Annotated in this window: 21 protein-coding genes; all 21 read right to left on the minus strand. The window is 54.9% G+C overall.

What is annotated here, in order from left to right; genetic code table 11:
• Positions 1–57: 57 nt before the first annotated feature.
• Positions 58–1,149: a glycosyltransferase family 4 protein gene (locus COMA2_RS10520; protein ID WP_217490704.1), complete on the minus strand. Its 1,092-nt coding sequence runs from the start codon at positions 1,147–1,149 to the stop codon at positions 58–60.
• Between the two features lie 271 nt (positions 1,150–1,420).
• Entirely contained in the window at positions 1,421–2,218 is a 798-nt protein-coding gene (locus COMA2_RS10525) for a class I SAM-dependent methyltransferase (RefSeq protein ID WP_175304528.1), read from the minus strand.
• A 34-nt stretch (positions 2,219–2,252) separates the two neighbouring features.
• Positions 2,253–3,251 carry a class I SAM-dependent methyltransferase gene (locus COMA2_RS10530; protein ID WP_175304529.1) on the minus strand — a complete coding sequence of 333 codons (999 nt, stop codon included), beginning with the start codon at positions 3,249–3,251 and terminating at the stop codon, positions 2,253–2,255.
• Positions 3,252–3,262: 11 nt separating this feature from the next.
• The gene (locus COMA2_RS10535; RefSeq protein ID WP_139077271.1) at positions 3,263–3,997 is read right to left on the minus strand and encodes a TylF/MycF/NovP-related O-methyltransferase; all 735 of its coding nucleotides are present in this window, start codon (positions 3,995–3,997) and stop codon (positions 3,263–3,265) included.
• Between the two features lie 4 nt (positions 3,998–4,001).
• The gene (locus COMA2_RS10540; RefSeq protein ID WP_090897535.1) at positions 4,002–5,369 is read right to left on the minus strand and encodes an ABC transporter ATP-binding protein; all 1,368 of its coding nucleotides are present in this window, start codon (positions 5,367–5,369) and stop codon (positions 4,002–4,004) included.
• Position 5,370: 1 nt separating this feature from the next.
• Complete coding sequence (locus COMA2_RS10545; protein ID WP_090897538.1) at positions 5,371–6,180, minus strand: ABC transporter permease; 810 nt, start codon at positions 6,178–6,180, stop codon at positions 5,371–5,373.
• A 140-nt stretch (positions 6,181–6,320) separates the two neighbouring features.
• Entirely contained in the window at positions 6,321–6,449 is a 129-nt protein-coding gene (locus COMA2_RS21315) for a carbamoyltransferase C-terminal domain-containing protein (RefSeq protein WP_217490705.1), read from the minus strand.
• A gap of 124 nt (positions 6,450–6,573) precedes the next feature.
• A complete protein-coding gene (locus COMA2_RS10555; protein ID WP_090897541.1) occupies positions 6,574–8,514 on the minus strand; it encodes an SPASM domain-containing protein in 1,941 nt (646 codons plus the stop codon).
• Positions 8,511–10,148 (minus strand): glycosyltransferase, encoded by a 1,638-nt coding sequence (locus COMA2_RS10560; RefSeq protein WP_175304531.1) that lies wholly within the window; start codon positions 10,146–10,148, stop codon positions 8,511–8,513. The genes COMA2_RS10555 and COMA2_RS10560 overlap by 4 nt, the downstream gene beginning before the upstream one ends.
• Before the next feature lie 277 nt (positions 10,149–10,425).
• Positions 10,426–11,373, minus strand: coding sequence for a methyltransferase domain-containing protein (locus COMA2_RS10565; RefSeq protein ID WP_175304532.1), 948 nt, complete (start codon positions 11,371–11,373; stop codon positions 10,426–10,428).
• A 15-nt stretch (positions 11,374–11,388) separates the two neighbouring features.
• Positions 11,389–13,317, minus strand: a complete 1,929-nt coding sequence (asnB, locus tag COMA2_RS10570; protein ID WP_090897547.1) for an asparagine synthase (glutamine-hydrolyzing) — start codon at positions 13,315–13,317, stop codon at positions 11,389–11,391.
• A 379-nt stretch (positions 13,318–13,696) separates the two neighbouring features.
• Entirely contained in the window at positions 13,697–14,611 is a 915-nt protein-coding gene (gene rfbA, locus COMA2_RS10575; RefSeq protein WP_342672613.1) for a glucose-1-phosphate thymidylyltransferase RfbA, read from the minus strand.
• A gap of 65 nt (positions 14,612–14,676) precedes the next feature.
• Positions 14,677–15,597, minus strand: a complete 921-nt coding sequence (gene rfbD / locus COMA2_RS10580) for a dTDP-4-dehydrorhamnose reductase (RefSeq protein WP_090897552.1) — start codon at positions 15,595–15,597, stop codon at positions 14,677–14,679.
• Positions 15,594–16,688, minus strand: coding sequence for a dTDP-glucose 4,6-dehydratase (gene rfbB, locus COMA2_RS10585; protein WP_090897553.1), 1,095 nt, complete (start codon positions 16,686–16,688; stop codon positions 15,594–15,596). The genes rfbD and rfbB overlap by 4 nt, the downstream gene beginning before the upstream one ends.
• A 63-nt stretch (positions 16,689–16,751) precedes the next feature.
• A complete protein-coding gene (locus COMA2_RS10590) occupies positions 16,752–18,647 on the minus strand; it encodes a polysaccharide biosynthesis protein (protein WP_090897556.1) in 1,896 nt (631 codons plus the stop codon).
• A gap of 5 nt (positions 18,648–18,652) precedes the next feature.
• A complete protein-coding gene (locus tag COMA2_RS10595; protein ID WP_090897558.1) occupies positions 18,653–19,807 on the minus strand; it encodes a glycosyltransferase family 9 protein in 1,155 nt (384 codons plus the stop codon).
• 12 nt (positions 19,808–19,819) lie between these two features.
• A complete protein-coding gene (locus COMA2_RS10600; RefSeq protein WP_090897561.1) occupies positions 19,820–20,635 on the minus strand; it encodes a glycosyltransferase family 2 protein in 816 nt (271 codons plus the stop codon).
• Positions 20,632–21,432: a glycosyltransferase family 2 protein gene (locus COMA2_RS10605; protein WP_090897562.1), complete on the minus strand. Its 801-nt coding sequence runs from the start codon at positions 21,430–21,432 to the stop codon at positions 20,632–20,634. The genes COMA2_RS10600 and COMA2_RS10605 overlap by 4 nt, the downstream gene beginning before the upstream one ends.
• Positions 21,429–22,652: an O-antigen ligase family protein gene (locus COMA2_RS10610; RefSeq protein ID WP_090897565.1), complete on the minus strand. Its 1,224-nt coding sequence runs from the start codon at positions 22,650–22,652 to the stop codon at positions 21,429–21,431. The genes COMA2_RS10605 and COMA2_RS10610 overlap by 4 nt, the downstream gene beginning before the upstream one ends.
• 215 nt (positions 22,653–22,867) lie before the next feature.
• The gene (locus tag COMA2_RS10615) at positions 22,868–24,016 is read right to left on the minus strand and encodes an MraY family glycosyltransferase (RefSeq protein WP_090897567.1); all 1,149 of its coding nucleotides are present in this window, start codon (positions 24,014–24,016) and stop codon (positions 22,868–22,870) included.
• A 135-nt stretch (positions 24,017–24,151) separates the two neighbouring features.
• Positions 24,152–25,144, minus strand: a complete 993-nt coding sequence (locus COMA2_RS10620) for an NAD-dependent epimerase/dehydratase family protein (protein ID WP_217490706.1) — start codon at positions 25,142–25,144, stop codon at positions 24,152–24,154.
• Positions 25,145–25,154: the final 10 nt, after the last annotated feature.

Here is a 25,154-nt window from a genome sequence, read left to right on the forward strand (position 1 = left end):
AGCATCCACATCGAGAAAGCAACGGCCATTGTCTTGGTCTTAGCCTTGCTGTGGCAATTAACGGGACATGCATCCGATGGCCTCCCGGCTAATACCGCCGTAGGCAGCAACCATCTCATCAAATGTCGTCATCTGCGACATGCGTTCTCGTGAACGTGTGGCCATCCGGAGCCGACGGGCATCGTCGCACACCAAATACTCAATCTGTCTTGCCAGCAACCGGCTATCACCGGGGGGGTAAAACAACGCGTTCTCCCCTTCAACCACTTGCTCACGCACGCCGAATACAGGCGTCGTGATAATGGGAAGGCCAAAAGCCATCGCCTCAAGCGTGACTCGCGGAAAGCTCTCTACTTTTGAACTCAGGACAAAGAGATCGGCAGCCGCATAAAACTCGGCGATCAACTCAGTCGGCGGGATAATCCGTATCTTATCTCTCGATGGAGCAGGGAGCGCATGGCATCTCTTTTTGAGAGCAGCCGCGTAGGCGCCACGGCCATCACCGACAAGCAGTATCTGAATGCGACGCGAAAGGGCATCGGGCAGCATACTAAAAGCTTCCACCAAATCCCTTTGGCCTTTCCTGTCACATAACGTGCCCACGGAGAGAATTGCGATGGAGTCCGGCTTCAAACCTAAGGCATCACGACAGCGTACACGCTCAGCCGCATCGTTCCGAACAGAAAACCGGTCGAGATTGATTCCGTTGTGGATCACAGTAAAGCTCTGTCGCGTGTCGAACGGCTCCCAAACCTTTCGGGTGGCATGCGCAACGAAGACAACTTTTCTCGGCAACCCAATGGCAGCAATCGCACGCTGTGCAACCGGATCAGGCAGAAAGCAGAAATATCGATCCCACTGTTCACTTTCGCGAAGGATCCAGACCGACGGCACACCGGCCTGTTCTGCCGCCAAGACCGCCGGAAAATTCAGCAGCGTATTGACCCAGACCAGCCCAACTCCGGCCTCCTGAATGCGTAAGGCAAGACGATCTACCTCGACGCTCAAGCGCGTAAGCGTTGAAACTTTATGCAATATACCGGGGACGACCTGTACAGCGATCCCGTGCGACGCATATTTACCCCGCAATGGCCCATCCTCAAAAGCGACTACCTCAGGAGTAATCACTCCCTGATGAAATAGCCCCACAACCAGCTCGTTCAAACTGATTGAGGCCCCCTCAAAGTCAAGGTTATGAGAAAACGCAAGGACTTTTATCGGCCCCTGCAGACCAACCACCTTTCCATTCAGACAGGCAGATGCTCCGACTTGTGACGACAAAGGCTCCGGGCGAGGCACTGGCCCCCGCAACCCCAGAGCCACTCGCACACGATGAATCGCCCATATGACATCGCAGGACATCACGCGCAGTGCCAGTCGAACGATGTTTGAACGGCTCACAAGAGCGATACCTGAACGCCTAGGCAGGCCGGACCACGTAGATTACGCAGGCGCTGCCGAGCCACTTGGACGCTTTCTGCCTGGATTTCAACGAGAGACGTGGGCCAAGCACCATATGGCCTGTGTAGAAAAGCCCGACAGCCGTGGCCTCGTCGACGGTGAAAAGTTGGTTTGTGAAATGTTCTCTCCAATGACGTGAGCTGAAGGTCTTGATCTCGGTCAGCGCATTGCCGGTCTCACCGTGGCGCGGAACTATTGCATAGTGCTTAGCCGTACTTACCATCAAGCGCAGCACGCTCATGGCATCAGAACGCGCGGACTTTGAAAACCCTTTGGGAAGCAGGCGAGGGGCCAACCCAAGCAGCCGCTGAACAAGTTCCGTATAGTGAGCCATATTGGTCCAGAAACGCCATGCGCCGGAGGGCATGAGATGCACGCAGTAGCCGCCTGGCTTCAGGACTCTCTTGATCTCGGCTTGCAGATACGGCAGATCAAGGACATGCTCCAAGACATTGGAAGAAAACACTACGTCAAAACTATCATCGGGAAAGGGAATATTTCGGCCGTCGTAAGGCTGAACAGGAAACTCCAATTGGCCGACATAGTTGGAGTCAGGCATGTCGATAGAGTCAACAACGTAGCCATCTTCCTTGAGGCGCTTTGCCTGATAACCTGTGCCGCCACCGATCTCCAGTATGCGGATACCCGGGGAGAGTCGCTCGACTACTTTTCCGTATTCAAACTCTCGAATAACATGTAGAAATTCAACACTAAACACTGATTCGAGCCTTATCGTTCCAGACCGACCCTGCGCCAAGTCGCTGCATTGAGCAGATATGTAAATTCGAGCTTCATTGCTTTTTCCCCACGTACACGATGGTCGTCTCCTTTCCAACCCGCAAATCAATGCCATCGGCTTCACGAGTTGATCGATCAACACCATTGCCTGTGAGTGCCGTTGTTTGCCTCAGTTGCCCTAGGGCATAACTCGACGCTTCATCAAAACGATGAGCCAGATCGTGCGCCATTGAATGAAGTTTTCCGATTAGTGCTCGATGCCGTAATAGCAAATCAATCCGAAGCCTTATCTTCTGCCAGAATCCAAGCGTGGCGCCACTTCGCAAATAGGCGTCTATCGCATCAAGTTCCTTAAGCTGCAGTTGATATTTCCGGACTGATGATTCGATAAAGTCGGAAAGTTGCTTCAATAACACTCTCGCTGTCTTGTGGTTCTCAACGAGTTCCACGTCTGACGAAAAATCTGCCAGAGCAACAAACTCGGACGCAAACCCCATACTCTTAAAGCAATCGGACATCTGATATGGGGTAAAACTTCTCACGTGTTGCCAAGGATGGAACAACGTCTCCGAAACCGGACAATAAACACTTACAGACTCAAGATTTTCGTTATTTGGAGTCGATGCAATCAAATACCCACCCGGCTTAACAAACTTCGCAACGCGCTCAAGCACCTTGTGGAAATCCTCATCCAGCACATGCTCGAGAACTTCCATCAAGAGAACGACATCAAACTGCTCATTGGAATCGACGTCCTTGATCCCTAAGAAATTTTTGTGTTGCCCAATTTTGGCTACCAACGAAGCTTGGCGATCTGGCGATGGATCAAAGCCCGCTGCGTTCAGGCCCCGATCCAAAAGAAGCTGTAGGATATGACCACTGCCTGCTCCGAAATCGAGACACCTGCCCCCAGGAACAAGATAGGCACTGATAAGCTCCAGAAATTTTGGACCTGCCACTTTCCCGAAAGAAAGATTGTCGAGCTCTGTTTGCGCGACCCCATCCCAGAACTTATTGACTAACTGCGGTGTCCAGTGAATTCTTTTGACCAAATCGCGCTCCGTCAAAACTCGTTAAAACTCGATCTATACGCTCGCTTAATAAAGTAAGCCCCGAAATTGTAGGGGAGTGATTTAATCCGATATGGCAAATCGTTTCTCGATAGATAGTCATGCAAGGCGCGCGCGCATCCATCCCAGGCGTAATAATCATCGATAATTACAACGCCTCGTTCACTTGTGATCGGACAAAGATGCGTGAGCGAAACATCGGTGGACGTGTACCAATCACCATCCAACCTAAGAACAGCGATACCTTGTTCGGAAAGCTCCGATGCCACGTTTGGAACGGTACATTCAAACCAGCCTCGAACAAGCCTGTATTCGGCCGCCAGAAACTGATGCTGTTTCAACAGATTTTCGAGGTCTTGTTGCGCTGCTTTGCAGTTATCAAAAAACTTTTCTGCGTCAACACCAGATTGCCATTTTGCAGCAAGAGGGCCATCTCGATGATCTACTCCGGGTAAGCCTTCAAAACTATCCAGCATGTAGACAGGTTTAAGCACTTTGCCGAATAATTCTCGTTGCACCAACAACATCGCGACTGAACATCCGCCTCTCCAGGTTCCGCATTCTAGAAATACACCGGGCAAACTGTTTTTGATTGCGTACACGACTGCTGCCATCGTAAAGACGATTCCCGTTTGATGAACCATGCTGTACGGCGCGACCGCATCTACTATTTTGTCAATCCTCGGGTCGTTCATTTCTTCAACAATCCCAAGTTGCTGAAAGGTCACGGTGCTATCCACCTAACGAACCCATCATACGCTGATCGTTCTTCATCACGCCGAATCGCAGTTTCGGATTCAAGTTGACGATTGAGGTCGTAAAAAGAGTTGGAGTATTGATGACCACGAAATGAAGCGCATCAATTCTACAGTCGCATTGAGCACCGTCTGCACCTGCATTGGCAGCTTGTAAAAAATAGTCGCCGGCAGCCAGCCATGCGTCAATTTCTATACTTACTTCAAAAATCTGACCAGCTTCAATCCGGGGAATTTCGACAGCAGCGGTTTTGTTGGTTACGCCGAAGATGTCGACACCCTTTGTGTTTCTAATAATGAATCCTGAGGACAAGTCAACAACTGGAAAGTGAGCCACAACAGTTTGAGTGATTCGGTACTGGTTGCCGGAAACGAGAACCTCTGTTTTTTTTCCTGCCTGATCAAATATAGCTACGCTCAAAATTTCTACTTTGCGATCCCCAAAACGATAACCATCCTGCGCAGCATTCGTTTTAGATGTATGGTGAGCAGTACCTTGGCTCAGCAATGTTGTCCCTGGCTCAGCTTCTACTTCTGAATCTTTGCGTTTTTCATGTATCGATCGTTTCGCAGGCTCGCTATATAGATTCTCTATATATGCTTTCGAAACACTGACGGGCTTGCCAGCATCAACGATCTGACCGGCATCAAACAAGAACGCTTGATCACAGAAACTTGTCACAGCATTGATATCGTGAGAAACGAAAAGGATAGTCGTTCCCATCTCCCTCAACATTCGAAGTTTGCGAAAACATTTTTCCTGAAATTTCGCATCCCCGACAGAAAGAGCCTCATCCACGATAACTACGTCAGGCTCCATTACCGTTTGCACGGCAAACGCGAGCCGCATCATCATTCCGGAGCTGTAGGTTTTGACAGGCTGATCGATAAAGTCACCGATGTCTGCAAAGCTGGCAATGTCGTCAAATCGAGCCAGAGCATCTTCGCGTGATAAACCCAGAATTTGAGCATTCAGAACAACGTTTTCTCGCCCCGTAAATTCAGGATTGAAACCGCTCCCCAATTCGAGCAAAGCGGTAATTCGTCCTGTGGTTTGAACGGTGCCTGAGGTAGGCGCCACGGTTCCGGCGATGATCTGGAGCAGTGTACTCTTCCCTGCTCCATTGCGGCCAAGAATACCAACGGCCTCACCCCGTTGAACTTCAAAACTGACATCTCGCAGGGCCCAGTGCTCACGGTAAAGAGAACTCATGTTCCTTTTACCTAGCACACCTTGAAAACGATCAAGCAAAGCTTGCTTGAATCGATCTTGAGGGTTTCGAAAAATACGATAGCACTTGCTAATAGCGTCAAGCCGGATGGGGGGCGTTATCGGCGCACTCATGTCAAATCACATCGGCAAATGCGGGGCGGGACATTTGAAATACCCAGAACCCGCCAATAGTCACGATAATGGAAACAGAAAGATAGGCGAACCAGTGGAACCAGTCTGGTTGATTGCCTAAAATCAGCACGGCACGTAATTCCTCAATGGGATAGGTCAGCGGATTGAGATAGATTAGCTTTTGAGCCAACGCTGGGGCGGAAGATGCCGGATAGAACACTGGACTCAAAAATAACAACATAGACATAATCACCCCGATAATTTGCCCAACGTCGCGAAAAAAAACACCAATGGACGCAAGCAACCACGCCAGGCCACCTGTGAGCACCAACAATGGGGCGAACACCAGCGGCACATATAAAGCAGTGAGTGGAATCGATTGATAAAGAATGAGCAAGAAAAGACAGAGCAATCCAACACCGATCAGGGCATTAAAGACAGCTGAGACAAGATAGCTAATAGTCAGCAGTTCTAACGGAAATACCACCTTCTTGACATAGCTTGGATTTGAAAAAATTGCAGAGGGAGATCGTGTCAGTGTTTCTGAAAATAGAGCGTACACGATAAGGCCACAATAGAGCATCAGAACAAAATCTTTCACGCCGCCACCACTCCCCCAGCGTGCGTTAAATACCCCGCCAAAAACGAAGGCATACACAGCCAGCATCATGAGCGGATAGGCCACGGCCCATAGAAAACCCAGTAGGGTTCCACGATAACGAGACTGAATATCACGAACCACCAGCGACCAAAGCAACCTGCGGTTTGCATACACGCTCAAGATTCCGGAGTAAACGCCAAATCTATTCAAGGGCGGCTCATTCCTTAGGAAAGCATATATATGACAGGCGCAGGGCTGACGTCTGGAAGAAAACAGGAAGATACCCAACGCAACATGGGTCAGCAATACCGAAAGCGGAGCATCGTTCTGCTTGTGGCGTGCCGGTAAACTCAACGTCCGTCGTCATAAAGCAGCGGTATGCATCCTCCCCCATCATCACAATCGGGCTCGCCGCGCACGTTGAATGAGGTATTGATGATGATACCGCACCCGGTTTGCTGCTTGAGCTGGGAAATCACGCCATGGATGAACGGATTACGAACCCTACTGACTGATGGCCGCGTAACGTCTCCATTTCATGCAAAGGTCGGAGCCATCCATAGCATAAACCTCGTGCGGAAAAATCAGAGATCTCTTAGCTCATTACCTTGATTCGCTCAAAAAACGACGTATCCGGCTGGTCAATCTGGCTGCAGCCAGATACATGTGTTGCCGATACGTGTGTATTGCAAGGCCTCTACCATGAAGCCTTTCTTCGACCGTCATGCTGTTGTATGCGAGAGTAACATCTTCTGCGGTCTTGACGCGCAAACCGTTAGGCGTTGTTTCACCGTAATTGGCGAACATCGTATTTCTTGGTCGATCCACTGCAGCGAATTTTGGAATCGAGAGACAAACGGGTTTCACGGGCTTATCCTCGAACTTCGCCGTGATGAAGGATTCATCTATGGGTTCAAACCAACCTTCGGCCACTCTCCCGGTTAATTCCATCAGATTATGAACCAATACCCAATAGAGGCTTTGCGGCGAATAGCCATATGGCACTTGGACGGCATAGGAGCCGGCGCCCGACGCAAGTTCACAATAAGCCGGGACTTCGTTCGTCTGAGCATGGTAGAGAACGATTCCAGGGCGAATCATCCGCGAAAGCGAATGGTTGGGGTCAGCAACAATGAATTCCAAAGCAGTGCACCGATGATAGCGTTGTTGAGCGCGGTCAAGAATCGATTGCAATTCAGCCAGCATTCCCGTCGCATCAACTCGCCGAACCGAGGGTCTCTTTTCCGTCACAGCCTGCTGCATAATCCTGCGCGCGTGATCGAGCGCTTCTTGCCAACCTTGAGTCTGCAGCCGGCAATTCTCAAATACATTGAGCTGCTCGGTGACCGGATAAATCACTACGGGCGACAGGTTGAGCCCTATATCGTGCTCGATCGCAAACGTGAGATTTTCAGGCAGCTCACGGAAGTTCGACTTGCACACGATCATGCCGACAGAGAACACCCGGTCAGGCGCGTCATAGGTCGCGACGGCGCGCAGCACGTTGCTTAACACCGTATCGTAGTCAGCTCCTTTCCTGATCTTTTCAAACATCTCTTTATTGAAACTGTCCACCGAAATGCTGGCGTTGATGCGAGGAAACTTCCGGAGCTTATTGAGCTCCTTAGAATTTAGCATGGTGCCATTGCTGGTAAAACCGAAGGCAAGGTTGGGATTGTCGTCAGTGCGGAATTCGTCCACAAACTGGCGGAAGCGCTTGATGAGATAGGGCTCGCCACCGTGCCAGATAAATTGATAGAGGTAGCGTACATGCGCCAGGATATCCGGCACAGTCTCGGCGCGATGTTGCACGCGAACCAGCCGCACCATGTTCTGACTGCAACCCGGGCAGTCGATGTTGCAGTCCGCCGTGGATATCAGGGAGATCATGGTCGGCTTGGCCGACATGACCTCCACCCCCTCCCGATACTCTTCCCACGCCTTGAGAATGTTTTGGCCTGAGAGAGAATCGACGACCAATCCTTGTAACTTGATACGCCCGCGGGGCACCTTCAATTCATAGCTGCGCCCATTGTCCGATGGGTCAGAATTATCGGATGTCGAAAAGTACAGCGAGTGCCCCCAAACCGAGTAGAGCCCCTTCCCCAAGTTTCGGATGTCATCGTGCAACGACTTAGGGAACGGCAGGGGAACGCCGTCCTCCAGCAATTCCGCCTCATGCAATGATTCCCCTGCAAGCTTGGCGAAACTCTCCGGTATTTCCACAAGATAGCAGTGGCCAGACTCATGCCGCCAAGGGATAGGGGAACTGAACGGTGGATAGTTTCCGTTCGCCCACCCATACGCCGTGCACTGGTTACAGGGATGGCCCTCAAGGTTGCCCGAGGCATTGGCTCGCCGTAACGCTTGGTACTCCGAGCTGTTCCAGATTTCATCGATGCTAGCAAGATTCGTATTTCCCAGCGGCTTACCCACATTGCCATAACCACTCCAGAAACAACACGGCACAACCTCGCCCGTCAGGTCCACAATCATCTGTTGCCAGGGATATGCGCAATACGTCGGGGTTGCCGCTTTAGTCATGTTTGTACTTCTGTGTGCGGGTGAGACGCATGCGAGTGCCGATGGGGATAAGGACTTGGGGCACTCTCATTCTTAACCCCATAGAGACGTAACGTACAATCAATCATCTCGTTCAAACCAAATTGTTGATCGACAAAACGAGGCCCACGCTGACGTAGGTGTTGTAGAAATGAACTATCTGACAACACCTCCCTGGTTCTGGTTGCTATCTCGGAAGGATCAGGCGTACGGCAACACCATCCCGTTATGCCCTCTTCAATAGCCTCGCGCGTTCCGCCCGCATCCGTGGCGACGACAGGCAACCCCATCCATTGAGCCTCCAGAACAACATTGGGAGTCCCCTCGAACTCCGAGGTTAAAACAAATACTGTCATTGACGATAAAGGGGTAGCGATGTCGGTACGTGCACCGGGCATATGCACCTTATTTTCAAGCTCGGTCTTCCGCACAAACTTTTCCATTTCCTTTCGCATAGGGCCTTCACCGATCAAAAGAAAATGCGCATCTGGTGTCAATTTCGCTATTTCTCTCGCAGCTTTCAGCCAGAGCATGGGACGTTTTTCTGACCAGAATCGAAAAATGGAGCCGACAACCGGAGCCGTTTGGGGAATACCAAGAGAGTGGCGATAGGCCGACACCACCGAATCATCCACCCGACTTAGCCCACTGAAGTCCACACCATTTTTTACAACTTGGAAGCGATCGTGTGGGATTTCAAGCCAACGGCAATAGTCCAACGCCCCTGCACAACTGTTGTTAAGGAAAGTGATGTGATCCAGTTCAGACAATGCCTGATAAGCACATCGCATATAGTCTTGGTAATAGCCGAAATTGACCGGTGTGAGGTTGCGGCTGGCGAGCACAATACGTGGAACACCGGTCATGATTGCGGCAATGCCGACTTTGATGCTGGTACTGTCTTGCCAGGCATGAACCACCGTAGGTCGGCGATTCTTGAATTCTTCAGCCAAATTCAGAATTTCTTCAGCCATGGTATTGGGTAACTTAGCGAAAAGCTCGCCAAGTGGGTCGGGGACCGATTGAAACCCACGTTCGGCGATTTTGATCGCGCTTGTTAAAGGGTACGCTGCTATCTTGGCAGATTCAAGATGCGGCAGATAGAAGTCGAGCCCAGGGGAGCGATGCAAATATTCCCCGATCAGGCAGATGTCGTCAAAGCCTTTAGCTTGCAGCCCGCGTAGCGTATTAACGATCTGCCGTTCTGCCCCACCAGCCGCCAGACCCGAATTAACCAAGATGAAACGTCTTGGCTCTGCTCTGAAACTGCTCGTGGATGCCAGCAGGAGCGCCTGTTTCAGCAACTCGCGAAAGAAAACAATGTCCAAACGCGCAGCAGAAACCGTGCATTGCGCAACATCCCACACCGACATATTTTGGTCATGTGAATCTCGCCGAAATACCCGATGCCACAGCGCTCTAGCTCCCGGTATTGTTTTTGCCGCTTGGACGAGATGGTGCACCGGCGAGCCGGCCGGTAAATTGCTCATTCTCTCGATGACCTTCTCGGCTAGATGCCATAAATGAAAACGGAACAGCGGTAGGTCCACAAAGTGGTGGAGTCTATTCTCACAGACGATTGAGCGCGCGCCGGTACCTGCAACTTGCTTCAGCATTTTGTTTGTCAGCTGCACGGGTGGACCAAGGAAGATAAAGGTCCCCAAAGTCTCTGGAAGCTGCCAAGACCTTCCGTCATCAGCGTAGCGCCCTAACCAAGACAAATGGGGTCGGGACGTTAGTGTCGGATCGGGGTCTCGGAGAATCATCGACGCACAACAAGGGAGATTCCGGAGAGCAAGCGCATCCTCGGCTGAAATGGAGAATGGAATCACAAATACTGATTTCTGATATTTCCTGGCCTGCCAGTATTCAGCGGCAGCCCGGAGTCGAGGGTTAGTCATGAATATTGTCCGCGGATTTATTCGCCAAGACAAAAACTCCGGAGGTTTTAAGATCGCTTTCCGAGAGCGATCGAAAACGGCTCGCCAATTGCCTGTTCGAAATGCCGGAGCTACTCAATTGTTTTATCTCAGCGCAAAGGCTAAAGCCAACCTGCTTGACCAAATCGAGATGCACCGAACACGGCTGGCGATTGATGAACCAGGGACGTCCGCCGCGCATCAGACGCCATGTCAATTCGGAATATTTCCAGTGGCCGTTCCACTCGGATGCCGTATCGTGGCAGCGAAGATCGATCTGGTGGGACATGAAGCCGTCGGGATTCAGGATACGGAAACACTCGGCATAGATTTCCTTAAGCGGGTCGACATGCTCCATCACGGCTTGCGAGATAATCAGGTCGATGCTATTGCTAGGAATCTCATTCATTCTGCCCATCGGGGCAAGATAGTAAATAGGGCACGCCGCCAGATCGCCCGACAGGGCATTGCGCAGGCGCTTCAGACGCTCAGGCTCAAGGGCCTGAGCGAGTCTGGCTGCGCTCAATATTTCCCGTGGGAAGCGATAGTCACTCAACGCCGGCAATATCTCCGTGAACTCGTCCGCAGAAGGAATAGGCGCTTGTCCTCTGAGTAATTGGACCAGTTCATCAAACACCGACAGGTTGGCTTCGGTCGAGGCGTGGCGGACAGCATCAAGGGCGTAATACTGCTCAGCCCCCGTGAGCAACGCCATAAGACCGATTCCTATGGAGTCGCCGGGGCCAAGTTCAACAAGCGTGCGCGGATCCGTTGCGAGGCCATGCTGAGCTGCGATGACCAGATGACGCAAATAGACTGAATAGCAATACTGAGCCGAGATGGTGCCCCCCGTGCCGACAGGCGGAGGAACAAACATCGATTTGGCACCGCGCAAGATGAGTCGCCAGACGGGTGTGGCCATATTGATTCTGGGCATTCACATCAATGGTGCGGTGGCGGGCGGCGCGAGCGGCACTTCGGCGGGATCAATCCACATCCGAAACCACAGCTCGAGCATGAGCAACGCCCATAAACGGGTATGGTGCAAACGAATACCGCTGCAATGTTCGTCCAGCATGGATTCGACATAGGCTGGCGTAATCAAGCCCCTTTGGCGAGCGTGAGGGCTGAGCAGTATGTCATGCGCAAACTCTTTGAGTTCGCCTTTGAGCCATTCATCGATCGGCACACCAAATCCCATTTTGGGGCGATAGAGGATGTCGTTGGGCAGAAAAGGCTCCAATGCCGATTTCAGAATGGATTTGGTCACGCCGCCCTCCATTTTCTGTGCCGATGGAATGCGGGCAGCCCATTCCATGAGTGTGTGATCCAACAGCGGTGATCGGGCTTCTAAACCGTGGGCCATGCTGGCAATATCAACCTTTACCAGAAGGTCATCCGGCAAATAAGTGTGGATGTCGGCCCAGGCCGCTCCGCCTACATACGACGTGGACTGTCGGAAATAGGGTTCAAGGAGGTCGAGTGACGAATCGGCGAGAAATGGCCGCAGATGATAGTCGTAGCCGGCAACCTTGTCGTGATCGTAAAAGTACGCCATGGATGGGGCATAACGACGAGAGGATTGTTCACTCACGTAGGACAGCCAGCGGCGGGCCACCCGCAAGACGCGGTAGCAGTCGACGTCGGGCGGGATGGATCGCACGAGACGAGACGCGAGCTGTCGCAAGGGCGGCGGCAAACTATTTATCCACTCTGATTCCAAGCATTGCGAGTACCGACTGTAGCCTAAGAAACTTTCGTCTCCTCCGTCACCGTTAAGAACGACGGTGACGTATTGCCGCGCCATCTGCGCCACGTAATACGTGGGTATGGCCGAGGGGTCCGCAAACGGCTCGTTGTAATGCCATGTGAGCAGCGGAAGAATGGCGGTGGCCTTGGGACGAACGACCATCACGTGATGGTCCGTATCGTAGCGTTCAGCGACCGTACGAGCATATGTCCGTTCGTCGTAGCTCGCCTCATCAAACCCGATGCAGAACGTTTTGACACGGCCGCTGGAGTGGCGCGCCATCAGGGCCACGACAGCCGATGAGTCGACACCACCTGAAAGAAACGCCCCTAACGGCACATCGGCAATCATGCGCAGACGCACGGCGTCATCAAGCAGGGCCAAGAGTTCTTCTTTCAACTCCGGCAGCGGCCGGTGACGCGCGTGCGACGGTGCAGGCAATGCCCAGTATTTTGTGGTAGTGGTCTGTCCCTCACGGGTGACGACCATGTAGGAGGCGTTCGGAAATTTCTTCACCCCTTTGAACGCGGACCACGGCGCCGGGATATATTGCAGCGTCAAATAGTGGTGGAGGGCTTCATACTCGGGCTCGCGCCTAAAACCGGGCCACGCAAGGATGGCTTTGACTTCCGACCCAAACAAAAGCACATCGCCATGCCAGGCATAAAACAAAGGCTTTTTCCCAATGCGGTCTCGAGCAAGGACAAGCTTCTCATGGCGCCGGTCCCATAGCGCCACGGCAAACATACCTCTCAAACGTTCGAATACCTGCTCGCCCCAGCAGTGATAGCCGTTCAGGACGACTTCGGTGTCGGTATGACTTTTAAAGTGGTACCCACGTTCGCTGAGCTCGGCACGCAACTCTACAAAGTTATAGATTTCCCCGTTGAACACTATCTGAATACTCCCGTCCCCATTGGACATGGGCTGCCGTCCGGCGGCGGTCAAGTCGATGATCGACAGCCGCGCGTGCCCCAGCGCGATCCCTGAACCAACCCAGGTGCCTTGACCATCCGGTCCACGATGTCCGATCACGCGCACCATCCGGTCGATCGTGGCCGGGATATCCGCAGGCGCCGATGCATTCGTGGCAAATATGCCGGTAATTCCACACATCTTAGCTGGCTCGCTTCTTCATGTTCGCAGACTCGTCTCCGGCGAGATATCAGGCCGGAAGCTTCTTGATATCTTATTTGAGAAACACCTCGGATGCACACTCCATCCGTCCACGAAGTGGTGTCGTCTCAGCGTCGTGGTGACGTGAACCTCACCCCGGTCAACCCGACAGGTCGGCGATTGCGCCGGAGAATTTGCCGAGGCCGAGCAGGTAGGCTTGACGAGTGGGCGTGGCGACCGTGTGAGAAGGAGGCCCTTTATACCGATCTTGGTTTCAAATGCCGCTTGACTGACACGTTCGGAGAAGAACCTTCATTCGTCGCTGAATATCTTGGCATGCGCAAAACCACCTCTGGATTCTCACCCGACGCCACGGCCATCAGAAGACTTGTTCTTCAAGTACACGCAGCAAGTATTTCCCATATCCATTTTTCAGGAGAGGCTGTGCCAGCTGTTTGAGTCGAGCCGCATCTATCCACTGTTGTCTGTAGGCGATTTCTTCCGGACAGGCCACCTTCAAACCTTGGCGATTTTCCAGCGTGGCGATGAACTGGCTGGCTTCAAGCAAGGACTCATGTGTCCCGGTGTCCAGCCAGGCATTACCTCGTCCCATGATTTCGACATTGAGCGCCCCTTGCTTCAGATACAAGCGGTTTAAATCGGTAATTTCCAGTTCACCTCGCGCGGAAGGCGTCAGACTCTTGGCCAGGCGGACGACCCGTTGGTCGTAGAAATAGAGACCGGTCACGGCATAGTTGGACTTCGGCTGCTTGGGTTTTTCTTCCAGCGACAACACCTTGCCGTTCGAATCGAATTCGGCGACTCCGTAGCGCTCGGGGTCCTGGACGTGATAGGCGAACACCGTTGCGCCGTCGGCTCGGGCCATGGCATAGCCCAGCAAGCGGTGGAAATCGTGTCCGTAAAAGATGTTATCGCCCAAGACCAGGGCGGAAAGATCTTCTCCGATGAAAGGCTCTCCGATGATGAACGCTTGCGCCAGGCCTTCGGGTGACGGTTGCACGGCATAGTGAATGTTCAATCCCCACTGGTTCCCGCTTCCCAGAAGCTGTTCAAAACGTGGCGTATCCTGCTGCGTGGAAATAATGAGGATATCCCGGATTCCGGCCAGCATGAGCGTGCTCAGCGGGTAATAGATCATCGGCTTGTCGAACACCGGCAGCAACTGTTTGCTGATCACCAGTGTGGCCGGATGCAAGCGGCTCCCTGCGCCGCCGGCGAGGATGATGCCTTTTCTGGGACGGGGGGACTGGTCGGTCGTGAGTTGAGTCATCATGTTTCCAGGTGTTCGTATGGTTTCCCCATTACTGGTCACTGCCAAGCGGTGAACATGCCCATGTACTACGTGCCATTTAATACTTCCGACTTACCATCGGCCAGAATCTGATGGAGAATGTGCCGGACACCGCTCTGCCAGTCAGGTAATTCCAGATCAAAATGACCTCGCAGCTTGCGGGTATCCAACCGTGAATTGGCGGGGCGTGCAGCGGCGGTAGGATAGTCCGACGAGGAAATCGCTCGAATGCCGTCCGCCGAGAGCTTCAGCGATCTGCCGACGGCACGAGCCTCTGACACAACAAATCGGGCATAGTCACACCAGTTCGTCTCCCCGCCGGGCACAAGATGATACAAGCCGAAAGGAAAGTGTCCGTCTCCCTCGCGCTGTCTTTGCCGAACCAACTGAGCCGTCACATCAGCGAGCAAGGCGGCGGAAGTCGGCGCGCCATATTGATCCGCCACCACATTCAAACTTTCTCGTTCAGCGCCCAATCGCAGAATGGTTTTCGCAAAGTTGCTGCCGTGCGCCCCGACCACCCAGCTCGTTCGAAAGATCACGTGGCGCGCCCCGCTGGCCTGTAGCGCGATCTCGCCGTCGCGTTTGGTTCGCCCATAGACACTGTGCGGGTTCGTCGGATCATCTTCGGTATAAGCGCCCGGCTTGGCGCCATCGAACACATAGTCGGTGGAATAATGCACAACCCATGCGTCCCGTTTGGCCGCTTCTTCTCCCAGCACTCCGGGAGCAACGGCGTTGATGGCATGCGCCAGCTCGGGCTCTGATTCTGCTTTGTCCACTGCGGTATAGGCTGCGGGATTGACGATCACATCGGGATGGTACGTCCTGACGAGCGCGCGAATAGCCTCGACGTCGGACAAATCACACGCAGGCCGATCCACCGCGCGGACTTCACCGAGGGGAGCCAGCGCCCGCTGCAATTCAAACCCCACCTGGCCGTCCTTGCCGGTTAAGAGTATCCTCATTCCGCTCCGGCCCCATATTGCCGACGAAGCCAGTCACGGTATGCTCCGCTGGTCACGTTGGCCACCCAACGCTGGTTCGCCAGATACCACGCGACCGTCTTGCTGAGGCCGGTTTCGAAGGTTTCCCGAGGTTTCCAGCCCAGCTCGCGCTCGAGTTTACTCGCGTCGATCGCATAGCGGCGATCATGACCCGGACGATCTTTCACAAAGGTGATTAACGAGCGGTACGTAGTCCTGCCTGCCTGCCGCTCGCCACTCGTCGGATTCAAGGGGCGCAGCTCATCCAGAATGTCGCAAAGAGCATGGACAACGTCGAGATTGGTCTTTTCATTCTTGCCGCCGACGTTATAGGTTTCACCCACACGCGCGGCTTCGAGCACCAGCCGTATGGCGCTGCAGTGGTCTTTGACATAGAGCCAGTCACGGATTTGTCGGCCGTCACCGTAAATCGGCAACGATTTGCCGGCCAGCGCGTTGTGGATGATCAGCGGGATAAGTTTTTCCGGGAAGTGGTACGGGCCGTAGTTGTTGGAGCAGTTGGTGATGAGCACCGGCAGCCCGTAGGTGTGGTGGTACGCGCGCACCAGGTGATCACTGGCAGCTTTGCTGGCCGAATAGGGACTACTGGGTTCGTAGCGATGGATTTCGCTGAACGCCGGATCGTCTTTTTCTAGAGAGCCGTAGACCTCGTCGGTGGATACGTGCAGAAAACGGAAACGTTGCCGGGAATCCCTGTCCAGTCCATCCCAATAGGCCCGTACGGAGTCCAGCAAGCGAAAGGTGCCGACGATGTTGGTCTGTATGAAATCTCCGGGGCCATGGATGGAGCGATCCACATGGGTTTCGGCGGCGAAATTGATGACGGCGCGAGGCCGGCGCTCGTGCAACAGGCGTCCGACAAGCGCGGTGTCGCCGATATCGCCTCGCACGAAGACATGCCGCGCATCCCTCTCCAAGCCGGCAAGATTCTCCAGATTGCCTGCATAGGTGAGCTTATCAAGGTTGATGATGAGCTCATCCTGTTGCGCCAGCCAGTCGAGAACGAAGTTGGCGCCGATAAACCCGGCTCCGCCGGTGACCAGAATACTCATCTTCCTCTTGTGAGCCTTATGCGCCGCAATCGGACGAGGCGTGAACGACGTGGATCGGTGGCATCAGCGCCTATCGGACACCCGTTGAATCGGCGCCGAGTCGAAACTCGGCACAAGCCGTTTGAGATCGTGCAGCAGCGTGTCTTCATCACATTTCGGAAGATTGCCCTCCAACGACTCCAACCAGTCATCCAATTCGCCTGTCGAGACCGGGGCGCCTCCGGCTCGATGAATCTTCGGATGGGTCGTCGGCGCGACTTGCTCGCCGTCCTCAAACAGTTCTTCATACAACTTCTCTCCCGACCGCAGGCCGGTAAACACCAGCTGAATATCCTTGTTGGGGACCAGACCGGCCAGTACGATCATATTTCTCGCCAGATCGACGATTTTGATTTGTTCCCCCATATCAAGAACGAAGACCTCTCCACCCTGCCCCATGACACTCGCCTGCAGCACCAGCTGCACCGCCTCCGGAATGGTCATGAAAAATCGCTTGATCTCCGGATGAGTCACGGTCACCGGACCGCCCTTACGGATTTGCTCGGAAAACAGCGGCACCACACTCCCGTTGCTTCCCAACACATTGCCGAACCGCACGACCGTAAACTTGGTCAGGCCCGTCCGATTGAACTCCTGCACCACATGCTCGGCAATCCGCTTCGTCGCTCCCATAATGCTCGACGGATTCACAGCCTTATCCGTGGAAATCAAGACGAATCGATCCACTCCCGCTTTCAGAGCGGCTTCAGCGACGACGCGAGTCCCGAGAACATTGTTGCGAATCGCCTCCTTCGGATTCAGTTCCATCAGGGGAACATGCTTGTGCGCGGCGGCATGAAACACGATATCGGGTCCGGCCTGTTGGAACACCTCCGACACGCGGTCGGGAACCGTGACATCTCCGATGACAGGGACGATCTTCAGCGCGGGGAACGCCGTCTTCAACTCCAGCAGGAGCGCATGAAGAGCATTTTCATACCGTTCGAACAAGACGAGCGACTGGGGATCGTACCGCGCGATCTGCCGGCAGAGCTCCGCCCCGATCGAACCTCCGGCGCCGGTCACAAGCAGCCTCTTTCCCGCGATGAGAGGAGACAGTTCTTGAAGATTCGTCTGGATCGGCTCGCGCTGGAGCAAATCGTCCAGACTCATCGGTCTCACGTGGTGCAGAGAGACTGGATCACCCAAGAGCTGTTTGACATTGGGGAGGGTCTTGATCGGAACCGTGCAGCCCTCCGACGCCGCCAGAATTTTCTGTTTGACCGTGGTCGACGCCGAAGGGATGGCGACGATGATCTCGTGCGCCTCCAACGTTTCCGCCGCCGTCTTGATATCAGCGATCATGCCTACGACCGGGATTCCATGAATCTTCATTCGACGCTTGATAGGATCATCGTCCACAAACCCCACCGGACGGCTGTTATAGCCTGCGTCCGACAAGATGTCCCTCGCCAGCAGTTCTCCCGCATGCCCCGCACCGATAATCAACACACGCCGCGCCGTCGTCCCCACAAGTCGGAGCCATTCCCGAAACCACCGCACGGCCACCCGAATCCCGGCAAGGTAGAGACCGGTAAGCAGTCCGGTCAAAATGATGACCGACCGCGGATATTCGGCCCATCCTAAGATCAGGTGGCACAAGCCATAAAACGTGATCGCGGCGGTGAATGACGCCGCAAAAATTCGCCCGAAATCATGAAGGCCGACATAGCGCCACAATCCCCGTTGAATCCCGAACACCCAAAAACTGCTTCCGAATACAAGGACAAGACCGGGCAGATATCTCCACATCAGGCGATCGTACGACGCTGGAATCTCCGCATCAAAACGCAACTCAAACGCCGAAAGGTTCGCGGCGACGATGAGACCGAGCTGAACCCCGACCACCAACAGGGAGCGATAGCCACGCACCAGTTCTCCATATCGATCCGCCGTCCGATGAAAGAGCCTGATCGTCATGTGCCTCACGAGCGGGACACCTCCGCAATCGCACCCGGCATCCGTTGATGTTCCCCTGTCAACATGGACTCGGCTGCCGCGATGACACGGCCGACGGATAGGTGCTGTAGACAGTCGCTCAAACTGTTGATGTGGCGATCGCAGCCTTCAGCCAGGCACGGCACGCAATCGCCTTCTCCTTGAAGCAGAAACACATTCCCCTGTCGCTGGGATCCCTGCCTCCGCCATGGACTCTGCGTTGTCGGCGGGAAATCCTTCGGCCAGGGTCCCCACTTCACCGGATTTGACGGTCCGAACAACACCACGGCCGGCGCGCCGACCGCGGCTGCCATATGACTGACGGCCGTATCCGTCCCGACATAGAGGGCCGCGCGGCTGAGCAGGTAGCCGAGCGCCGGTAATGTCAAAAGACCGCCGAGATTCACCGCATCCGGCAGCCCATGGATGACACGTTCACAATACCTCTGCTCGGCTGATTCCACGCCTGTCACGACTACCATCACTCCCTGGTCGATCAACCACCGCCCAAGCGCCACCCATCCTTCGACGGTCCAGGTCTTATAGGCAAACTTGGGCGACACATGGAACACTGCGTATCGCCGAGAATCACGCATTCGAGGAACCAAGCGATGAACTGATTCTTCATGTTCATGCGTCCAACTCACAACAGGTGTTCCGAACGGCTTAATCTGCAACGGCGCGAGCAGCCGAAGATTCATGGCGACGGTATGGGTATGGATATTGTCAAAGGGGACCCACTCATGGAGCAGCCTTCGTTTCCACCACGATTTCCTGTCGTCCAATAGCGTGCCTACGCGATATCGTCCGGCGGCCCAGGCATGAACCGTCGGACGGTCACCCGCCAAAACCGACAGGGCGAGGTCGTATCGGCGCCAGAGCGAACGAAGCAGCGCCAGATGCGGGCCGATCTTCGGACGTTCGGCGATCGCCACGACTCGGTGGACATCAGGATTGGCGGCCACCGCATCCTGCGTTCCTTCGAACACCAGCATGTCGATGGCGGCTTCCGAATGCGCGCGCTTGAGCGATCGCACGACCGGCGTCGCCAACAGGACATCTCCGATCCGGCGCGTACAGACGACCAGTACGCTTCGTATGTCCCGCTTCATTTCATAACCAGCAATCTCATCAGAGCGCATCGCCGATCGACATCAGCGGCCACCACCCTGATCCAGACCGATGGCGGCTCGCACGGTTGTCGACCGCAACAGACCCTCCAACCGTTTCTGATTGGCCGGGAGCCCCATGCGATCTTGCTCGGGATGCCATAAATGAAACACCGTCGCGGCAAAACGCGCATTCTTATGTTTCACGCCGGCATGGAGAAACCGAATCACCAAGTCGGAATCTTCCAGCCCCCACCCTTCGTAGGATTCGTCCAGTCCATTCACACGGATCAAGTCTGTCCGCCATGCCGAAAGATTGCAGGTCTTAATGCCTTCCCAACGATCCGGCATCCATTTCCGAAACGGACCATCGGGCAGTCGTATCAACGGGAGCACCCGATTGACGTCGCGCCGAAACCAGGACTGCATCCAATCGATTCCGCTCCACGCATGGATCGGCAGCCGCCGGCGCAAGACACGGCTCGTCAACCGGGCCGAGAGCAACACACGATTCGATCCGAGGAAGTACCCTGGCTCGGCCAGTAGTTTATGGACACGCACGAAATGGCGCGAGGGAACACAGTCGCCATCCGTGAATACCACGTAGTCGGCCTCCGTCGATGCGACGGCGCGATTGCGGATGGCGGCGGCCCGAAATCCACGGTCTTCGTGCCAGATATGCGTCAACGGGAACGGTGCGTGCCGCACAAATTGTCGCACGATCTCGGCGGTTTCCGCTTTCGATCCGTCATCCGCGACCACAAGCTCAAAATCTTGATCGCTTTGGCCACGGTAGCCTTCCAATACAACCGCCAGCGCATCAGGACGATTGTACGTCGTCACGATTACCGCTGTTTTCATTTCGATGGCGCGTCGCCGCGGCGGTGAAGCGGCGCCTGTTTGGGGAGCGCCCACCTCTCTTGCTGTTCGAACCGTTTGGCATACCGATAAAACGTTCCTTCGAAATTTCCGAAGGCAATGACAAAGCCCGGCCAACCGTCCAGGAACCCTCGCTTCGCGACATAATGCTTGAGGAACGACCAGATGCCGTGACACAACGCGGTCCCCATCGACACTCGTCGGTCGGCGAGCTTCAGCACCCCAAGCGACGAATACCGGTTGGCCTTTTTAACGACCTCTTCGAAGTCCCTGAACGGGATCTGCCAAATCGCGTGCTCCAGCCGACCGACCGGTTTGGCGGTCAGCAATTCATACCCTTCGTGGACGGGAGATTCCACGTATTTCATGGATCCTTTTCTGAACAATTGAGGTTGTCGAAAATTCGGATACCAGCCGGAATGTTTGATCCAGCGACCCATGAAATAATTCCGCCTCGGCACAAGATAGGCGTCGTGCGCGGGAGTTCCGGAAAGAATCATGAAGATTTCATCACGGACCTCCGGCGTGCACTGTTCGTCCGTGTCGAGACTGAAAATCCACTCGTGCGTGCAGGCTTTGATGGCTTGATTTCGCAGGTGGCCGAATCCCTGGAACGGAACCTGGACGACGCGGGCTCCCAAGTCCAGCGCGATCCGCGCCGTCTCGTCGGTACTGGCGGAATCGGCCACGATGATTTCGTCGGCCCACAGCACGCTGTTGATGGTATCGGCGATCTTCTTCGCTTCGTTGTAGGCGATGATGTAGGCCGAAACACTCATAGCTTCGTTCCTACTCGTGAATCAGCCACGGAATACATCAACCCGGAAAACCAGCAGTACAGCAGCTTCTCGGTATGATCAAGGAGCAAATCGTTGAACAGGCACCCGACCGCCATGATGAGCACCAAACCCTTTGCCAGCAACCCATAGGTCACATCTCCGACCAGGGGCGTCGATCGCCACTGCTGCAAAAAAAGCCAGAGCAACAGACCAAACCCGACGACTCCGACTTGGGCCGTGATAAAAAGGTATTGACTGTGAGGGTGACTAGGAACCAGCACGCCCGCTTGTTTCGCATACACCGCGTACGCCTGCGCAAATCCACCGGTCCCGACGCCCATCAGGGGATGATCCTCGATGATTTTCACCGTGTATTGATAAAACTCTGCACGTTCCTGTGTCGCCACATCTCCACTGGCGGAGATCCCTTGTGTCACATTGGACAGCGTCAGATGCACTCGATCATGGAAACTGGTCGAGACCTGATAGGCTCCGCCGAATGCGAGCACGAGGGTCGTGACGGCTCCTGCCACGCCTCGCCAGCCGAATGCCGCGTGGAGCGCCAACACAGTCAGTCCGGCAAGCACCACATAACCGGTTCGGCCCTGCACCATCAGCACGACATTGCTCGCGGCCAAAAGTGAGACAAGCGCCCACCCCCATCGTGCTCGTTTGTCGCAAGCTCTCCAGGCCAAGACGGCAAACAGCAGGGCGCCGAACGCCATCAGCACGTTATGAGTGATGTGTCTCTTGAATACGCAGGGGTTGGAGGGATCACAACCGATCACCCAGCCGGTCTGAAGCGCTCCCGAACCCAACACGAGCGACAAGACCAAGGTCACAACCAACGAGATCCCCAAGAACAAGATCGCGCGATTTCGCTCTTGCACATCAACCGCCATCGAAATCAAGAGGGGGATCAGCAGGAGATCGGCGTATTTCTTCACGGCGAGCAATCGTTCATCGAGCGACCCCAATCCCCATAAGGATCCCGCCAGCAACCACCCGAACAACAACAATGCGCTCAATGCGACAGGGTTCGCGGCGACTCGACGAAGCCGCTCCCGCCATTCTCCACCGGCTAGCCAACACAGACCAAGCAGCACGACAAGAACACCGTCCGCCACTACCCACAGCGGAATGGTGAATCCAAGCGCGGTTGCCGTCCAACCCGCGGCTCGTCTCGCCTGTGGCTGGAGCCTGTCAAGCCGCCAGTCCATCACGTATGGACGAAAACCAGCAAAGCGTTTTGAGACGAGGGACGCATGTCTTCGACAACCGTACCGGCCAATTGCACAGGCTGAATTCCCTCCTGATCGCGTCGCGACCTAAGGGAAGCACACCCGTGTCGTTGGAACCGAGAAGCCTGCAACGGCGGCTCTACCTCACCTTCTGAGAACTCGCGGTTGGATCGGGGGGATCATACACGGTTACGCTATGTTTTGACGGTTACTCTCTGGGACCCTTCGGCTGACTCCGCCTGCACGTGTACATCGCTTTCCGTCTTTGCGCTCCGAACGGAATGAGAAACTGCTTGTCTTCGCTCCAACCACTTCACGAGGCTCCCCAAGACAAGAAACACGGCCAGCCATGCCCCAAGAATGGCGAGCTTCCCATTGTCGGTCGAGTGATGATACAGAACGGACAGTCCTCCGCAGAGCAGCATCACTCCATACTCTGCAAGTACGGTCCGGCGATGGCTCCACCCATTCAACACCAGCCGCTGATAATAGTGTTGGCGATGAGCCTCCCAAATCCTCTCACCGCGAAACGCTCGTCTGAGCACCGTCACTGTCGCATCCAAGATGAACGAGGAAAAGAGGATGATGGGAACCCAAAACTCAAATATCCCATCGCGAACACCTAAGAGCATCAACGTTCCCGCTAAGAAGCCAAGCGTGATGCTCCCGGCATCGCCCATGAAGATGCGAGCCGGCGGAAAATTATGGACGAGAAACCCCAGCGCGCTCATGGAGACAAATACGGCGATCATGAGCATGACAGGAGATCCGGCCTCCCATCCAAAATAGGCCAGAAATCCGAAGCCGATAGCCGTCATCCCGCCGGAAAAACCGTCCATGCCATCCATGAAGTTGTAGAGGTTCGCCATCCAGATCAAGAAGAGGGCGCTCACCGGAACCGCCGCGAATCCCATGGGTATCAGCGAGCCTCCCGGCAACGGAACCGAGGACAGAGCCAGTCCGACACCCCCGACGATGATGATCGCGGCGACGGCTTGCACGCCCAGGCGGAGACTGGCGCGAAGACCGATACAGTCGTCGATGAACGACACCACGAAGACGAGGAGCATGGCCAGTACGATCCAGAGACTCCCCGAGGCCACTCCTTTCGGCAACAGCACCTTCGACGGCTGCGTGATGGCGAACACACTCGCGGCGGCGATAAGACTGATGACCACGCTGGCGATAATAGCCACTCCTCCCGTCTGCGGGGTCGGCCTAGAATGCAATGTTCGATCATTGGGGAGAGCGAGAATGGACAAGTACGATCCCGGTGAACAAAGCCTACCCGTCAGCCACCACGCGACGACAAAGGCGATGACAGCAGGAAAGGCAACCATCATTTTCGGCTTCTGTTATGCGCTTGAACTATAGTCATGACTTGTCACTGCCTGTGCGAACGAACGCCTCGCGCTGATCGTAACTGTATGACGGCGCGACGAACAGGGGCAATGGCCGATGCCGCATCGCACGCCCTGTCATGAAGCCATGACTCGGTTCGTTGCTTCAGCGCGGAACCAGTCCGCCGTCGCCGCAAAACCTTGGTCGACGGAAAAAGGAGGATGCCAGTCCAACTCTTTTCGGATTTTCGACGAGTCGACCGGGAGCGATCTGAGCAGCCGGTCAACCACGACCTGTTTGCCGACGAGTTGTCCGATACCATCGAGCATCGAGAGCGGCAATGGCCAGAGACATACTGACACGCTCAGGGCCTTGCCGAGTCGCCGAAGCAATTCGGGAGTGGAGAGATCTTCCCCATCGCTGACGAGATAGGTCTGCCCTCTAGCCGCCTGGTGGTGGACGCAGCGGGAGAGGGCATCGACCAGGTTTTCTCGATAAATCAGACTGCGGCGATTTTCCACTCCTGCGAGCGGCAGCGGAATCCCTTTTCCCAAAACCTGCAGGAGTTGCAGAAAATTCCCCCCGACGCCGGGCCCGTAGACAAGCGGCGACCGAATCACAACGGTCTCCAGGCCCGTCTGAGACGACACCGTCGCGAGGGCCTGTTCGGCCTCCCACTTAGACAGACCATATGGGTCTTGCGGATTCGGAGGGTCCCGTTCGGTAAACGGGACCCTGCTCTGTTCGCCGTTCACCTTGATCGAGCTCATGTACACGAACCGACGAATCCCCTCAGCGGTCGCTGCCCGCGCCAACCGTTCGGTCCAGACCACGTTGACCTTCCGAAATGCATGAAGGGGATCGGCTGAAGTGTCGGCCATGACATGGACTCGCGCAGCCAGGTGAACGATCACCTCCACCCCCCTCAGCTTCTGCCTTGTCTCCTCCCCGCCGGATTGATCGTGCAGGACTACCCATTCAATGCCGTCCCGCGTCGAACGGTCATGAGAAGAGCCCCTCGCCGTCTCTCGCACTGCCCCTCTGACCAGACATCCGGAGTTCCGCAGGAAACGGCAGAGCGCCAAGCCCACAAACCCGTTAGCTCCTGTCACCAGAATTTGGCCAGCCACAGTCCGCCGA

This window comes from Candidatus Nitrospira nitrificans (assembly GCF_001458775.1).
Classification (GTDB): Bacteria; Nitrospirota; Nitrospiria; order Nitrospirales; family Nitrospiraceae; genus Nitrospira_D; species Nitrospira_D nitrificans.

Coding starts and splice junctions, on each gene's coding strand:
- COMA2_RS10540 (WP_090897535.1), bottom strand. CDS start 5,369: ATGAGTGCGCCGATAACGCCCCCCATCCGGCTTGACGCTATTAGCAAG.
- COMA2_RS10555 (WP_090897541.1), bottom strand. CDS start 8,514: ATGACTAAAGCGGCAACCCCGACGTATTGCGCATATCCCTGGCAACAG.
- COMA2_RS10560 (WP_175304531.1), bottom strand. CDS start 10,148: ATGCTGAAGCAAGTTGCAGGTACCGGCGCGCGCTCAATCGTCTGTGAG.
- COMA2_RS10565 (WP_175304532.1), bottom strand. CDS start 11,373: ATGGCCACACCCGTCTGGCGACTCATCTTGCGCGGTGCCAAATCGATG.
- asnB (WP_090897547.1), bottom strand. CDS start 13,317: ATGTGTGGAATTACCGGCATATTTGCCACGAATGCATCGGCGCCTGCG.
- rfbA (WP_342672613.1), bottom strand. CDS start 14,611: ATGATGACTCAACTCACGACCGACCAGTCCCCCCGTCCCAGAAAAGGC.
- rfbD (WP_090897552.1), bottom strand. CDS start 15,597: ATGAGGATACTCTTAACCGGCAAGGACGGCCAGGTGGGGTTTGAATTG.
- rfbB (WP_090897553.1), bottom strand. CDS start 16,688: ATGAGTATTCTGGTCACCGGCGGAGCCGGGTTTATCGGCGCCAACTTC.
- COMA2_RS10590 (WP_090897556.1), bottom strand. CDS start 18,647: ATGACGATCAGGCTCTTTCATCGGACGGCGGATCGATATGGAGAACTG.
- COMA2_RS10595 (WP_090897558.1), bottom strand. CDS start 19,807: ATGCGCTCTGATGAGATTGCTGGTTATGAAATGAAGCGGGACATACGA.
- COMA2_RS10600 (WP_090897561.1), bottom strand. CDS start 20,635: ATGAAAACAGCGGTAATCGTGACGACGTACAATCGTCCTGATGCGCTG.
- COMA2_RS10605 (WP_090897562.1), bottom strand. CDS start 21,432: ATGAGTGTTTCGGCCTACATCATCGCCTACAACGAAGCGAAGAAGATC.
- COMA2_RS10610 (WP_090897565.1), bottom strand. CDS start 22,652: ATGGACTGGCGGCTTGACAGGCTCCAGCCACAGGCGAGACGAGCCGCG.
- COMA2_RS10615 (WP_090897567.1), bottom strand. CDS start 24,016: ATGATGGTTGCCTTTCCTGCTGTCATCGCCTTTGTCGTCGCGTGGTGG.